The 14,798-nt window shown below is 43.9% G+C and carries 12 protein-coding genes; 1 reads left to right on the top strand and 11 read right to left on the bottom strand.

The annotated features are described in order from the left end of the window. Positions 1-3 precede the first annotated feature (3 nt). Positions 4-1,386, top strand: a complete 1,383-nt coding sequence (gene gdhA / locus AC1DIV_RS02025) for an NADP-specific glutamate dehydrogenase (RefSeq protein ID WP_053536971.1) — start codon at positions 4-6, stop codon at positions 1,384-1,386. 185 nt (positions 1,387-1,571) lie between these two features. Here the strand turns inward: gdhA and rbsB are convergent, their stop codons facing one another. The 11 genes from rbsB to AC1DIV_RS01970 all read right to left on the bottom strand — a co-directional run bounded on the left by rbsB (position 1,572) and on the right by AC1DIV_RS01970 (position 14,792). After that, the gene (gene rbsB / locus AC1DIV_RS02020) at positions 1,572-2,492 is read right to left on the bottom strand and encodes a ribose ABC transporter substrate-binding protein RbsB (RefSeq protein WP_340878224.1); all 921 of its coding nucleotides are present in this window, start codon (positions 2,490-2,492) and stop codon (positions 1,572-1,574) included. Positions 2,493-2,507: 15 nt separating this feature from the next. Next, positions 2,508-3,452, bottom strand: a complete 945-nt coding sequence (locus AC1DIV_RS02015; protein WP_034316083.1) for an ABC transporter permease — start codon at positions 3,450-3,452, stop codon at positions 2,508-2,510. Position 3,453: 1 nt separating this feature from the next. Then, positions 3,454-4,935 carry a sugar ABC transporter ATP-binding protein gene (locus AC1DIV_RS02010; RefSeq protein ID WP_340878225.1) on the bottom strand — a complete coding sequence of 494 codons (1,482 nt, stop codon included), beginning with the start codon at positions 4,933-4,935 and terminating at the stop codon, positions 3,454-3,456. Between the two features lie 18 nt (positions 4,936-4,953). After that, the gene (rbsD, locus tag AC1DIV_RS02005; RefSeq protein ID WP_340878226.1) at positions 4,954-5,346 is read right to left on the bottom strand and encodes a D-ribose pyranase; all 393 of its coding nucleotides are present in this window, start codon (positions 5,344-5,346) and stop codon (positions 4,954-4,956) included. Beyond that, a complete protein-coding gene (rbsK, locus tag AC1DIV_RS02000; RefSeq protein WP_063595563.1) occupies positions 5,343-6,227 on the bottom strand; it encodes a ribokinase in 885 nt (294 codons plus the stop codon). The genes rbsD and rbsK overlap by 4 nt, the downstream gene beginning before the upstream one ends. Next, positions 6,224-7,210 carry a LacI family DNA-binding transcriptional regulator gene (locus tag AC1DIV_RS01995; RefSeq protein ID WP_048685640.1) on the bottom strand — a complete coding sequence of 329 codons (987 nt, stop codon included), beginning with the start codon at positions 7,208-7,210 and terminating at the stop codon, positions 6,224-6,226. Before AC1DIV_RS01995 ends, rbsK begins: the two co-directional genes overlap by 4 nt. 558 nt (positions 7,211-7,768) lie before the next feature. After that, complete coding sequence (locus tag AC1DIV_RS01990; protein ID WP_340878227.1) at positions 7,769-9,580, bottom strand: IucA/IucC family protein; 1,812 nt, start codon at positions 9,578-9,580, stop codon at positions 7,769-7,771. Between the two features lie 21 nt (positions 9,581-9,601). Beyond that, positions 9,602-10,930: a lysine N(6)-hydroxylase/L-ornithine N(5)-oxygenase family protein gene (locus AC1DIV_RS01985; RefSeq protein ID WP_477575689.1), complete on the bottom strand. Its 1,329-nt coding sequence runs from the start codon at positions 10,928-10,930 to the stop codon at positions 9,602-9,604. After that, on the bottom strand, positions 10,905-11,489 hold the full coding sequence (locus AC1DIV_RS01980; RefSeq protein WP_340878231.1) for a GNAT family N-acetyltransferase: 585 nt from the start codon (positions 11,487-11,489) through the stop codon (positions 10,905-10,907). Before AC1DIV_RS01980 ends, AC1DIV_RS01985 begins: the two co-directional genes overlap by 26 nt. Further along, on the bottom strand, positions 11,479-13,281 hold the full coding sequence (locus AC1DIV_RS01975) for an IucA/IucC family protein (RefSeq protein WP_340878232.1): 1,803 nt from the start codon (positions 13,279-13,281) through the stop codon (positions 11,479-11,481). The genes AC1DIV_RS01980 and AC1DIV_RS01975 overlap by 11 nt, the downstream gene beginning before the upstream one ends. A 2-nt stretch (positions 13,282-13,283) precedes the next feature. After that, positions 13,284-14,792: a pyridoxal phosphate-dependent decarboxylase family protein gene (locus AC1DIV_RS01970; RefSeq protein ID WP_340878234.1), complete on the bottom strand. Its 1,509-nt coding sequence runs from the start codon at positions 14,790-14,792 to the stop codon at positions 13,284-13,286. Positions 14,793-14,798: the final 6 nt, after the last annotated feature.

The raw sequence follows: 14,798 nt of genomic DNA, 5'->3' as shown, positions 1-14,798 counted from the left end.
ACAATGACCACTTCACAGGAAGTCGAACATGAGGAATTGCAGGTTGCCAGAGAGTTCGTAAGTCAAGTATACGCACAGGTAAAGGAACGTAATCCTCACGAAAGTGAATTCCATCAAGCAGTAAAGGAGATATTCCTTTCATTGGTCCCGGTTTTTGCAAAACATCCAGAATATATGAAAAGCGGGATATTGGAGAGGCTGGTAGAACCCGAAAGAATGATCACCTTCCGTGTCTCTTGGGTTGATGACCTGGGTAATGTTCAAGTCAACCGTGGTTTTCGTGTGCAATTCAACAGTGCAATCGGACCATTCAAAGGCGGACTCCGTTTCCACCCCACTGTCAATTCCAGCATCATAAAATTTCTTGGTTTCGAGCAAATCTTTAAAAACTCGCTTACTGGCCAGCCGATCGGTGGGGGTAAAGGCGGGTCGGACTTCGATCCAAAAGGAAAATCGGATGCGGAAATCATGCGTTTTTGCCAAAGCTTCATGTCGGAACTATCTCGTTATATCGGCCCTGATACAGACGTACCGGCTGGTGATATCGGAGTCGGTGCAAGGGAGATCGGTTACTTGTTCGGTCAGTATAAAAAGATGCAAGGCAGCTACCATGCCGGTGTTTTAACCGGTAAAGGCATAAGTTACGGCGGAAGCTTGGCCCGTACAGAGGCGACTGGATATGGAACGGTTTACTTTGTCGAAGAAATGCTAAAAGACAAAGGGTTACAATTCCATGGCAGCACTGTCGTTATCTCAGGGTCGGGCAATGTATCCATTTATGCCATTGAAAAAGCTACACAGCTAGGCGCTAAAGTTGTTGCATGCAGCGACTCCAATGGCTACATATATGATGAAAATGGACTGAATCTTGATACAGTTAGACGTCTAAAAGAAGTGGAACGAAAACGTTTAAGCGAGTATGTCGATGCGCACCCGGAGGCTGTATACCATGAAGGAAGCTACGGCATCTGGTCTGTACCATGCGACATCGCACTGCCTTGTGCCACACAAAATGAAATCGATGAAGAAGCAGCAAAATTACTGGTCAAAAATAATGTGAAGGCAGTCGGTGAGGGCGCTAATATGCCTTCAACCCTTGAGGCCATTGATGTATTCCTTAATAACGGCATCCTTTTTGGACCAGCAAAGGCAGCCAATGCAGGCGGCGTAGCCGTGTCTGCACTCGAAATGGCCCAAAACAGTGCCAGGATGCCTTGGACTTTCGAAGAAGTCGATGCCAAGCTGCATGAGATCATGAAAAATATCTATAAAAATAGCATAGAGGCCGCCGAAGCATATGGTGCGCCTGGCAATTTAGTTGTCGGGGCCAATATTGCCGGATTTCTTAAAGTGGCGGATGCGATGCTGACTCAAGGTGTACTCTAGCAATCAATAGATGTAATGGGCGGTTCCGACACGGGGCCGCCTAAAAAAATGAACTCACTTTTCTATCTCCCTCTTATTGATATCATTTCAAGCTGAATATCCACACTAAAATCACATCAATGAGATCAAAACACTACAAAAAGAGTGCCGGAAGATTTCCGGCACTCTTTTTGTTTGGGAGACAATCACTCTTTGGTGACCAATTTCAATGGAACGGATATTGTGTCATCCACTTTGTCGCCTTTTAAGATCTTTTCAGCCGCATTAACCGCTTCTTCACCGATAAGTGCCGGTTGTTGGGCGATTGTAGCTTTTAGTTCACCGTTTTCAACTGCTTTCAATGCATCATCATTTCCGTCAAAGCCAACGACGATGATGTCTTTGCCTGCCGCCTTGATTGCTTCAATGGCTCCTAGTGCCATTTCATCATTATGGGCGAATACCGCTTGGATGTCTTTATTGCCTTGCAGGATATTTTCCATTACGTTAAGCCCTTTTGTCCGGTCGAATTCCGCCGTTTGACTTGTCAGGACCTCTAACTGCTTGTCCGCAATATTATGGAAACCTTTCCCGCGTTCACGAGTTGCAGATGCTCCGGATACCCCTTCAAGTTCCACTACTTTCGCTTTTTCGCCAAGCTCTTTAACTAGATATTCTGCAGCCATTTCCCCGCCAGCCACATTATCGGAAGCGATGAACGTTTCAATGTCGCCTTCGTCTGAAGAGCGGTCAATCGTGATGACGGGAATGCCCGCATCATTTGCATCTTTAACGGCTGAAGATATTGCCGCAGAGTCAGTTGGATTCACAAGAAGGACATCAACCTTTTGAAGGGTTAAATCTTCAATTCCGCTGATTTGCTTTGCCGTATCATCCTGGGCGTCAACAACTGTGACTTTCATGCCCTTTTCTTTTGCCTCTTTTTCAATACCATCTTTTAAGGAAACGAAGAATGGGTTGTTTAAAGTAGAGATGCTGACCCCGACTTTCACGTCTTTCATCGAGTCTTTCTTTTCCTTTTTATCATCTGTTAGACCAGAATCCATTGAACAGGCAGCCAAGACCATTAAAGAAAGAACCATGATGATCGTTACTATTTTTTTCATTGATTACACCTCTTCTTATGATTTTTTACGGTCAAGTAAGACCGCGATTAATATAACTGCACCTTTTACCACTTGCTGGTAGAAGGAGGATACACCAAGTAAGTTCATGCCGTTATTCAAGGTACCGATGATCAGGACACCCACCAGCGTACCGAACAACCGCCCTTTACCGCCTGAAAGGCTCGTTCCGCCCAGCACCACGGCTGCGATGGCATCCATTTCATAGGATTGTCCTGCCGTCGGCTGTGCCGAATTCAGACGCGATGTTAAAATGGCACCGGCGATTGCCGCCATCGTACCAGCCAGACCATATATGGCCACCTTGACCCGGTCAACTTTAATCCCCGAAATCCGGGAAGCCCTTTCATTTCCGCCGATGGCATATGTTTTACGGCCAAAGGATGTTTTATGAAGCAGGAACCATAGGATCATGAAAGCGATGATCATCACAACGGCCGGTACCGGCACTCCCAGGAAGTAACCTCTCCCAAGCATCTGAAACATAACGGAATCGCCAATTCCAGTAATCGGCTTTCCATCCGTGTACACAAGCGTTAATCCCCGGAAAATCGTCATGGTGGCCAGTGTCACGATGAAAGGGGCCATCTTACCCTTTGAAACGAGAATCCCATTGATTACACCCATTATTGCACCTAGTAGAATGCCCACCAATATGGCCAAGATCGGATCTAATCCCGAGACCATCATACCAGCCATGAGTGCGCTGGATAGAGCTAAAATGGAACCGACGGATAAGTCAATGCCGCCTGTCAATATGATAAAGGTCATTCCAAATGCAATAAGTGCATTGATGGAGGTTTGACGCAATAAATTCAAAATATTATTCGGTTCCATGAATGATGGATTTAAAACGGTTATTACGATAAATAAAAGTACCAGGGCGAGTAACGGACCAAATTTTTGCCAAATCCCGCTTTTCCCTGTAGCCTCAAGTTTCATCCTAGTTCCCTCCTGTCGCCAATGCCATAATTTTTTCTTGCGTCGCTTCCTGCTTTAACAATTCCCCAGCAATCCCACCTTCGTGAACCACAAGGATTCTATCGCTCATTCCAATGATTTCCGGAAGTTCCGAGGAAACCATGATGATGGCGATGCCTCGTTCCGTCAATTCATTCATCAATTCGTAAATTTCACGTTTTGCACCAACATCTATGCCCCGGGTCGGTTCATCCATAATTAAAACTTTAGGGGAAGTGCCGATCCATTTGGCGATTACCACCTTCTGTTGATTTCCTCCGGATAGGTTGCCGATGATCGTTTCAACAGAAGATGTCTTCACGTGAAGGCGCTTAATCATCATTTCGGCAAAGTTCATCTCATCTTCCGTTTTCACGATACCGCTAGGAGCAAAACTCTTGAGATTCGGCAAGCCGATATTTTCCCTTACAGAAAAGTCGAGGATCAATCCCTCTTCTTTACGATTTTCCGTAATGAAAGCCAGGCCTTGTCGAACTGCATCCGTTGGTTTTCGTATGGAAACTTTCTTGCCTTCAATGGTGATTTCACCGCTGTCTATTTGGTCGACACCAAAAAGGGCGCGCATTATTTCCGTTCTGCCTGCTCCCATTAATCCGGCTACACCGACAATCTCACCTTGCCGAACCGCGAAATGGATATCTTCAAAAATCCCCTTTCTGGTTAAACCTTTCACATCAAGGACTATGTCGCCAGGATTCGCTTCACGATGAGGAAAACGGTCCTCCAGCTCCCGCCCGACCATTTTTTGAACGACTTCATCGAAATTTGTTTCTGCAATTCTTTTCGTATCGACTGTCTTTCCGTCACGCATTACGGTGATCCTGTCACAAATGGCGAATATTTCTTCCATTCGGTGAGAAATATAAACAAGCGATACACCCTTTTTGGTAAGCCCCCTCATCACTTCAAAGAGCTTCTCTATTTCCCTATCAGTCAAAGCGGCCGTTGGCTCGTCCATGATGATGACTTCGGCATCCGTCATGAGCGCCTTGGCAATTTCAATCATTTGCTGTTCACCGACAGAACAGGATCCGGCTTCCTTATCAAAAGGAAGGGAAATATTAAGTGTTTTAAAAATCTCCTTTGCACGCGCTTTCATTTGTTTCGTCTTCAGGACACCGAAGCCATTCACCATTTCCCTGCCGATAAATAGATTCTCCAGCACGGTCATTTCGGGCCAAATATTCAATTCCTGACGGATAAAGGCCATTCCCGCCTCTTCGGCTTCCTTTGAATCCTTGAAGGAGGTTTCTTTACCGTTAATCTCGATCGTTCCTTGATCTTGTTTATGCAGCCCGGTCAAAATGTTCATCAAGGTTGATTTCCCCGCTCCATTTTCCCCCATTAGTGCATGCACTTCCCCAGCCTCTAAAGAAAAATGAACACCTTCCAATACCTTGTTTTGACCAAATGCTTTATAAATATTGTGCATTTCGATTTGCATGCTCATCATCTCATTTCTTTAAAAGAATACTCCAGACTGCAATATGCAATTTGAATATGGCGTCGTCTCCCCGGTCCGGATAATGGCTTTCGCGTTACTTGTCAGCCTTTTAAAATCCTCATGGGAAACATATTCAATCGCTGCTCCGAATTGGTGCTCCATGTATTGATGCTGTTCCGGGTTTTTAACCTTCACTTCTGTGGCAGCGATAACTTTTTCAACAACCATATCTTCGTGAACCGCCCGGACGACATCTTGAAATGATGGCGTCCCAGGCCTCAATGCCAAATCTATCTTGCAAACTCCGGGCGGCACCGGCAGCCCGGCATCACCTACGACAATATAATCGGTATGACCAAGGTCAACCAGGACCTTGGCTATTGAACTATTGATGATTCCTTGACGTTTCATGCTTCAAAGCCCCTCTCGACCTCTACCCTTTGCGGCATGCCGCCTTGAGCGCCTAATTTCGTTACGGAAATGGAAGCTGCCCGGTTCGCGAACAACAAACTTTCGCCAAAACTTTTTCCTTCTGCAACAGCCACCGCAAAGGCAGCATTGAATGTATCCCCTGCACCTGTTGTATCCACCGCTTCCACTTCAAAGCTTGGAACAATCTTTTCTTCATGTCCATCAAAGTAACGGACGCCATTTTTTCCTTCGGTAATGAATAATTTATTTGGATACTCAGTCAAGACTTCCGTTCTATCTCTCCCATCGAATAGTATCTCGAATTCATGTTCATTCGGAGTAAGGAATGATGCCTGTTGAATGACAGCCTCGCTTAGCTTGCGGGCGGGAGCTGGATTCAATAGTAATCTCTTTTGAAGCATGTTGCACAAGTCAGCCAGATACTCCACAGTTTCCTCAGGTATTTCCTGCTGAACCATCACGATATCCGATTCCTCTATCACCTTTTTCGCCTTTTCTACATATTCAGGAGTAATGAAATCATTTGCACCTTTTACGACTATAATGCTGTTATCACCTTCCGAAAGGGTAATGTGTGCTGTCCCGGAAGCAGAACCTGTAACCGGTTCCACATACTGCGTGTTTACATGATTCTTTTTCAGATTTTCTAAGATGATCTCTCCATAGACATCATCTCCCACACATCCAACCATTGACACTTCTGCACCAAGACGTGCCGCTGCAACAGCCTGATTGGCTCCCTTTCCTCCAGGAACCGTGATAAAGGACTCTCCTAAAACCGTTTCCCCCGCCATTGGCCGTTTAGCTGATGTCACCACTAAGTCCATTGACGAGCTTCCCACTACTGCAATTCTAATCATGTCTTCTCCGCCTTCCTTCTCGTTGTTTGTCTCTCCACAAAAGAAACAGGGAGCTTTTTATGTGTTACTTCCATTTTTTCTTGATTGATCCTTTTAATTAGCATTTCCGCCGCATGTGCCCCCATCTCATAGGCTGGCTGCCGAATGGTCGATAACGGTGGGTGCAATAACGCTGTGAAGGAGATATCATCATAGCCGATCAATTGTATGTCTTCCGGTATCCGTATTCCCCGTTTTAAAATCTCTTGAAGTGCTGCGGCTGCAACAATATCATTACAAGCAATGATTCCATCCGTTTCCGGATATTGCTCGAAAAGCTGCTTGACGCATGTTTGGCCGCCCTGAAGAGTCAGGGATGAATCCATGACTTGCACGTTCACTTTTGCTTGTTTCAATTCTTCCAATGCTGCCATATACCGTTCATATACAGGCTTTATTTCCACTGGCCCCCTAATGAGGACGATATTCGTACTGCCTCTATCCAGCAATACGCGTGCTGCCAGCTTACCGCCTGTCCTTTGATCGGAATAAACAGCTGGTAATTTCTCTGCTGTACGGTCGAGAAGGACAACTGGAATATCCAGATTATCGAAATTCTCATTGGCTTCTTCACTAGTTGAAGCAATCATGCCCACTACATTGTTTTGCAGGAAAGTGTCAATATATTCTATTTCTTTATCTCGCTTTTCATCACTATTTCCAAAAATCAACCGATAACCAAACTGCTGCAGATAATCCTCGACACCTCTTGCCATTTCTGGGAAGAAGGGATTCGTAATGTCCGGCAAAATCAAACCAACCAATTTGGATTTACGATTGTAGAGGGATCTTGCCACTTCATTCGGTTTATAATTCAATTTTTCAACAGCTGCCATGACCACCTTTTTTGTGTCCTCATGTGCATAACCACTGCCATTCATAACTCTGGAAACCGTTGCCACAGAAACTCCAGCTTCCTTTGCCACATCCCGAATAGTTGCCAAAATATCACCCTCTACGCTTTTGTGTAACCGTTTACACATAGCTTATCACCAATTTAAATGAACGGCAAGCCCTATCTCAAAGATAATTTTTAGTGAATTTGACCCAAAGAGGATAACACAATCCGTTTTTTATGCGTACATTTCGTCTCTTTGATTTTCCCTTTTATAGGTTTAACACCCACATTACCTCAGATTTAATCTATTTAAATCATAAAAGACTGTAGACAACATCAGTTCTACCTTACCGTTAAAACTAAGTTGATTGGAGCGGAAATCAACGGTCAAATTGTAAAAACCATAAAAATACTGTGGAAAGGTGGTCGGATCACATATTAACATCTTTAACTCCTTAGATATGGTTTCTATCTAAATTTAATAACAAAGTTGATTGGAGTGGAAGGTACGAGACTCCTGCGGGAAAAGCGTGTCTAGGGGAGACCCCATAAGGAGCAAGCCGAGGGCTGACCGCCCGCGGAAAGCGAGTGCCTGAAGCGGAAATCAACGGTCAAATTGTAAAACCATAAGAAAACTGGCTCAAAAGTCTGAGCCAGTTTAACTTTATAGCGTTTTTGCAGGTAACTTTTCATAAAGGGCATTATTCACATGCCCAAACTCAGATGCATGCGGACGGTCTTCACCATCGCTATACCCATATTGAAGCATCCGATTTCTATTCAGGCAGAGCTTTGTTAATTTTGGCGCAAAGAAATTGAACGTATCGAAACGATCCCGTAACATAGGGAATTTTTTCTGATGTGTAAGGATTGTTCGAGCGACGCCTTCCCAAAAAGCATTCTCATCCAAAAGGGACCTCTTCATCAGAAGTGTTGACAAGTATCGGAAATGACAGATGAATAGTCCCGTGAAAATGAATTGGACCAGCCCCTCCGGAGTCTCACTTCTTAGTACTTTCCTTAAATCATCAGGAAGGCTGCTTAATTCAGGAAGCGGCTGATCACTTACGTTTACATCATCTACAAAATCCTTGATGGCCAAACGGTGAGGTTTGTAATCCTTCAAAACTAAAATGGTATTTTGACCATGCGGCGAGAAGACCAATCCATATTGATAGATGAAATGCAGTAATGGTGATAGGATGACGTCAAATAATTGAGCTGTCCAGTCTTCTGCAGTCAATCCCGATTTTTCAATAAGACTTTCCACATATGGTTTACCTTTGCTGTCGGCATGTAAAAGGGACGCAAGCGTAATGGGCTTTTCTCCTTCTTCCATATAACTGTAAATGCTTTCTCTCCAAATCCCCCCCAGCATCTCCAAATATTGATACGGTACATTCTCTAGCTTGGAATAATACGGGTGATCAACATTTAAACTGGCCACTTCACCAGGAAGCACTACTTTGCATCGTTCTTTCAAGAATGAATCATTTTCATAAATATTCTTTATATACGTTGTGATTTTTGGGGCAATGACCGTGCGTTCAGCTGGCAATCCACGGTATACTAGCGTATTTAAAATGCTCATCGGCAGCTTGACGTGGTGTTTATCCTTATTCGATACATTAACAAATGTCCGGATTGATTGTTGCGGCAAATATTTATCAGGACCATTTCCCAAAGCTACGATCAGCCCTTTAGCCAAGTCATCGGTAAAGTTCTGGATGATTACATTCTTCCACTGCCATTCATGAACTGGGAGGTAGTAATAGTTTTCTGCGTTCAGCCCTTTTTCTATCAATGTCTTTGCAAATGATTTTTGGGTTTCCCCATCCAGTTCATTCTCCATCAATTGCTTATAGGATAACGTTTCGACTGAATTGAACTCACCCCTGGTTTTATGGACGGCAATCCAGGATAACTGAACTTCCTTCTGGTTTTCTGGGGCGAACTTCAAATAATCATCATAACCGAAACCGATTCTTCCCTTGTTATAAGCAATCCAAGGGTGACCGCTCATTTCGCCTTCAAGTAATGCATAATCCAGTTCGACTAAATCATCCGCATCTTGTTCAGGTTTGGATAGCAATTGGAGATCCGCAAGCAGTGTATGATGGAATTCTTTGATTAAATGTCCTGTTGTTTCTGCAGTCATCCCAATTAATGGCTGGATGTCCAAAATGAATTGAATAGCATCTTTAGCCTGTGTAAAACCTTCCGTTTCACATACCTGGATCGACTCGGCCTGTACTTCATAGCTGTCAAAAAGACGGGGCGACGCTAAAAATCGATAAGATTTCCCCTCATTTATCTTTAACTCATATAGATTTCCTGCTGCGTTTTCGTTCAGGACAGCTGGATGGATCATATCTTCATACATATACTCAGAAATCATCTTGGCCAGCAGGTTTTGGTTTACTATCGACCAATTTTTTTCTGAAACTGCCTGTTCCACTTCATTTATGAACTGCATATAATTCTCCCTTCCCTTTTCTTAGTAAGCCATGACAGGTGTTTTTACACGGAATGACTGAAATGCACCCTTTGGCTTCGATGGATAAACTTCTTTACCTGCCAATTGATTGATGATAATCGAGTTTCGGAATGCCCCCAGGCCTAGATCCGGAGCACCCACACCATGTGTATGTATCTCGCCATTTTGAATAAATAGGTGATTCGGTGTAGAGATGGCCGTCCCTACCTTATAGTCTTTCGTTATTGCAAGACGCCCCAAGTCATCTCGGACTAAATGGTCTTCCATCGTTTCAAGGAATGCCGGAAGGGTTGATTTATATCCCGTCCCAAAAACAATCGCCTCTGTGTCCACATCAAATTCGCTATCTTCAACCCACTGTCGGCATTTCAATTGCCAGCCATTTTCGGCGGGTGTAACTGCCGCAACTTCCGTCATGGCCCGAAGTTCAATGGCAAGTTCGGCATTTCCAATCGATTTCTCATACATCTTGTCAAAAATTGCTGCAATGGTCGTAGCGCTAATCCCTTTATACAATAAATCCTGTTTCGGCAGGATTTCGTCCTTCTTTTCCTGCGGCAGCCGATAAAAGAAATCAAGGTAATCTGGAGTGAAGTATTCCAACCCGAGTTTTGAATATTCCATAGGGAAAAATCCCTTGGATCTTGTATACCAGTTTAGCTGGTAGCCATATTCCTCCTGCTCATTAAGCAAATCCAGAAAGACCTCGGCTGCACTCTGTCCAGATCCGACAACCGTTACGGATTTTTTCTTTAAGACGTTTTCTTTATTCCGTAAATAATCGGCCGAATGCAGGATGCTCTCTCCCATATAGGGCTGAAAGGCCGATGGAACAGTCGGGGAACTGCCAATTCCCATGACTACATGGCGGCTAAAATAGACTTCGATCTTTTGTGTTTGTACATCCCTTACACTGATTTGATAGCAGGGTTCACCTTGATCTCCTATATATTCAACCGCCTCCACCGCTTTGCCAAAACGGCAGCTATCAAGTTGATGGGCAGCCCAGCGGCAATAGTCGTTATATTCTTTTCGTGGAATCAAGAATTTTTCAAGGAAGTAGAAATGATAAAGCCGATCATGCTGCTGTAAATAATTCAGGTAGCTATATGGGCTTGTCACATCTGCCATGCTAACCAGATCGGCAAAGAACGGCACTTGCAGCGTTGTCCCTTCCAGCTGCATCCCTTCATGCCAATTAAATTCCCCCTTTTTCTCAAAAAAGACGGCATTCAACTCCGGGGTTTTCTCCAAAAGGGCCGCAAGTCCAAGGTTAAATGGACCAATCCCTATCCCTACCAGGTCATAGATAGATTGTTGCTTCTCCATAGTTCCACTTCCTCTCGAAATTCCCCCGTGTGCATGACATAAGCAATGCTGTTTTGTCAGGGAGTTCTATCTCTTTAATTGGGGTAAACCCGCATTTTTCAAATAAATGAATCATCTTTGCATTCCTGATATCCGGTTCAGCCATCACTTTGTTTGTGGTTGAAGTCAGTAGTTGGAATTTCACCATTGCCCGTAAAAACGGCAAAGCCAGTCCTTTTCCTAGGTAATCCGGATCACCAATGAGTAAGTGAATGCCTTGATCTCCCTCTTCGGATTCATAATAATCTTCGATGATATCGCCTTTTACCCAATACGATTCCCAATAGCTCATGGGAATGGAGTCCAGACAGCCTAAATAGAGTGTTTGGTGTGTATCAGCCAATGCCTTTTTTAAATGAACAGCGAATTTTTCTTTTGTGAAATTCAAATTCCAGTAGGGTATCACATGATCTTCATGCATCCATTCATGCAGTGTATCCAAATCCCTCTCAAATTCAACTTTGATAAATGAAAGCTGCTTATTACAGTCCTTAAGCATTTCTTCATAACTATTTTTCATGGACGGCCATAACCCCCTGCGCGAACGGATTATCAATCGTTGTATAAACGGATTGTGTCTCAAGTGAACCGACAAGCTCATCCATATCATGGAATCGTGTCAGTAAATTAGCCTTACAAGATAATTCCCGGGCATGAAGCAATTTTGAAACAACTCGATTCACCCCTTCATCTCCGCTTTCCGTGCTGCATGTTTCCAGTTGTTCCTGAACGAGCTGTAACAGTTTGTTCTCTGATACTAATCCTTCTGTTCCAAAATTATTGATTAAGCCTAGTAAGTGATTAAAAAAGAAATAGTATTGCAGTCTTTCTTCAGCGACTTCATCAGAACAAATCGTGAAGCTTTTTTTACTTAGTTCCGGCATGATCTTCTGCAGCCTGTCCACTTTGGACTCACAATAGTAATACCCTTGATTATCACGATAATAAAAAGCGGCTGGATACCCATCTTGAAGTTGAATGATGGAATTTTGTTGATGGGCTTCCAAAACGATTCCATACTCTTCAAATAGCCAAAGCATCGGTTTCAATGTCATGGACAGATAGGTTTTGAACCAATCCTCACTTACTTCTTCGGTACTGCGGTCTTCTTCAGCTGATAATTTGCGGATGATCGCTCCAAGCCTTGATGGTGCACCATAAGCATTATCCTGACATAAGCCGGCAATCAGGCTTGCTTGTTTATCGTTTTCATAAAAAGGATTTTCCCGGATATCAACATCGAATCCCGATTCTTGCTCGGTCGTTTTGATCGTTAAGTAAGAAGGATCCTTGATGATACGAAAGGAGGGGTGCCGTTCTTTTAGATCGTCTCCCACTTTAGAATCCATTAATTTTGCAATTTCGACACCGCGATCTAATTCTTTTTGCAGATTAGCACGTAAGGAATTCGTGATTTTAACCGGAACGGAAAATTTGTACATATATCTTGATGTGGGACTATATACCGTTCTAAATGAAGAAGTGGCCGTGAATTTTTTCCCGAGCGGCCCTGCATAAACTAGTGTCCCTTGCTCGATTAGCTTCTTGACCTCTTCTTTTTCGATAAGGGCTTTTGCCTGGAGCGGGTGTGCCGGGATGATGGTATATCGGCTTTCCTCTTGGCAATACGTTCGACGGAATTCACTGGATATCTCCAAGTCACCGGCTAATTCCTGTTTGATGATCTCACTTGCCGATCGGTCTTCACTGGAATCCTGGATGACAATCGAAGGATCTGCCAGGAAGTAGTGCAGCTGAAACTGGCCTTTTAATTCGGGTGAATAGATCCATTCATCTTTTTCCGAAATGCCTTGCTTGCTTTTCGGTGTCGGATGGAACAGGTGCCCGAATAAAAGCGACTGTTCTGCTTCGATATAGGTGAAATCGGGACTTTGAAGGGCATCAGCGTCTTCGGTCCTGGCTTCGACATACCGTTGAATATTTTGGCTGCTTAGGATGACACGCAGCATCAATTCATCTTCACTATCCGTCCGGCCCTGCTCATTCAATAATTCTTTAGAAACAATCGAGACCATTGTCACGTAATCTAATTCATGTACTTGTTTGGATCCCGTTTGATAGTAAACCGGGAAGTGGAAAATATGACGCCCCGTTTCCGACCAATATTTAAGCGGAACAAGCAATGCAATGTCTTGGGATGTGAGCTTACTGACCATTAATGAATCCGGAATGGGCCCCTCCAAATTCGGCCAGTTTTTCGTTTCTTCTAACCTGCAATTTCCGGTTTCCCGGAAATAGCAATTCAGAAAGCTTTGCATCGTCGCCCTTTCAGCTATTTGCTTACCATTCATCTTCATTCCTCCATCATCTTGAACATTTCACCTAATACTCGAATTTCGTCTAAAATGTCCTCTATGTGTTCAAGCCTTGTCATTGGGTTCAATAGTGTCATTTTTAAATATACCTGTCCTTCAAAACGTGTTTTTGCTAAAAATGCCCGTCCGCTTTTCAGTAATTCCTGCTGAATCTGTTTATTTAATAGATTGACTAACTGATCGCTTTCTCCTTCGGGATTATAACGGAATACAACCGCATTCAATTCAGGGGCTTTATTCAATACTGTGAATCCTTCCTCTTTATCGATTTTCACAGCCACCTCACGTGCAAGGTGACAAGTATAATCGATCATTTCGGCAAAGGTATCCAGTCCAACGACCTTCAATGACATCCAGAGCTTCAGTGCGTCGAACCTTCTCGTCGTTTGAACCGATTTATTGACTAAGTGAACCATGCCCTCCGCTTCATCTTCCTGTGGATTCAAGTAATCTGCGTGATGCTGGATATATTGGAATGAGTTGCTGTCAGAGACAAGAAAAGCACCACAGCTGATGGGTTGATAGAATAATTTGTGAAAATCAACCGTAATCGAGTCGGCCCGTTCAATACCGCTGATTAAGTCTTTGTAATCCTTACTTAAAATCATCGCGCCTCCATATGCGGCGTCCACATGCAGCCATATCCCATTCTTCCTTGCAGCTTCGGACAATTCATGTAATGGATCGATTGAACCAAAATCCGTTGTTCCACAAGTTGCAACGATGGCAAATGGCAGTAATCCCTGTTTCTCCAAAAGCAGCAATTGATGATTTAATTCGTCTATGGACAAACGGTGATTTGCATCCGTTTTGATCGTGATTACAGCCTGTTCTCCAAGCCCCAGCTGTGCCGCTGACTTCCGAACCGTAAAGTGGGCAGCCTCTGAGCATAAGATCCGCAATTTACTCGCCTCGACCGGCAAGCCATGCTGTTGAACGTCAACACCCCAGAATTTCTTACAATATGCGTCCCTAGCCAATAGCAGGCCCATATAATTAGATTGGGTTCCACCGCTTGTAAAAATCCCATCCGCTTGTTCCGGTAACCCTACCTGGCTGCAAAGCCAATTTATTAAACGCTCTTCAACGAAGGTTGCCGACGAGCTTTGGTCCCATGAATCCATGGATTGATTCAACGTACCGATAACCATTTCGGCAGCAACGGCTGGTATTAATGTCGGGCAATGCAAATGTCCGATACAAGCAGGGCTGTGTACATTGATGCTGTCATTAATAACAAACTCTGCCAGCTCATCCGCCACTGCTTCCAGTGTCTCCCCTTTTAGGGAAGCGGGGGGCAGCCCGCTTAATCTTGCTTCGATTTCATACGGTTTTTTCCCAGAGTATGGTGAATGATTCCCTTTTAAAAAGTTGGTCAGCTTTTTTTCAATGATTTTCAATGACTGGCTGTAGTTATTGAAGCCTTCTTCGTTATTCAGGAACATCCGGGAATAAGCAAAGTCCGTTTTATTTATCGTTTCGATCATTGATCA

This window comes from Peribacillus sp. 05N428 (assembly GCF_056397085.1).
The sequence above is the reverse complement of the archived record's forward strand: the minus strand, read 5'-3'. Positions and strand labels throughout refer to the sequence as shown.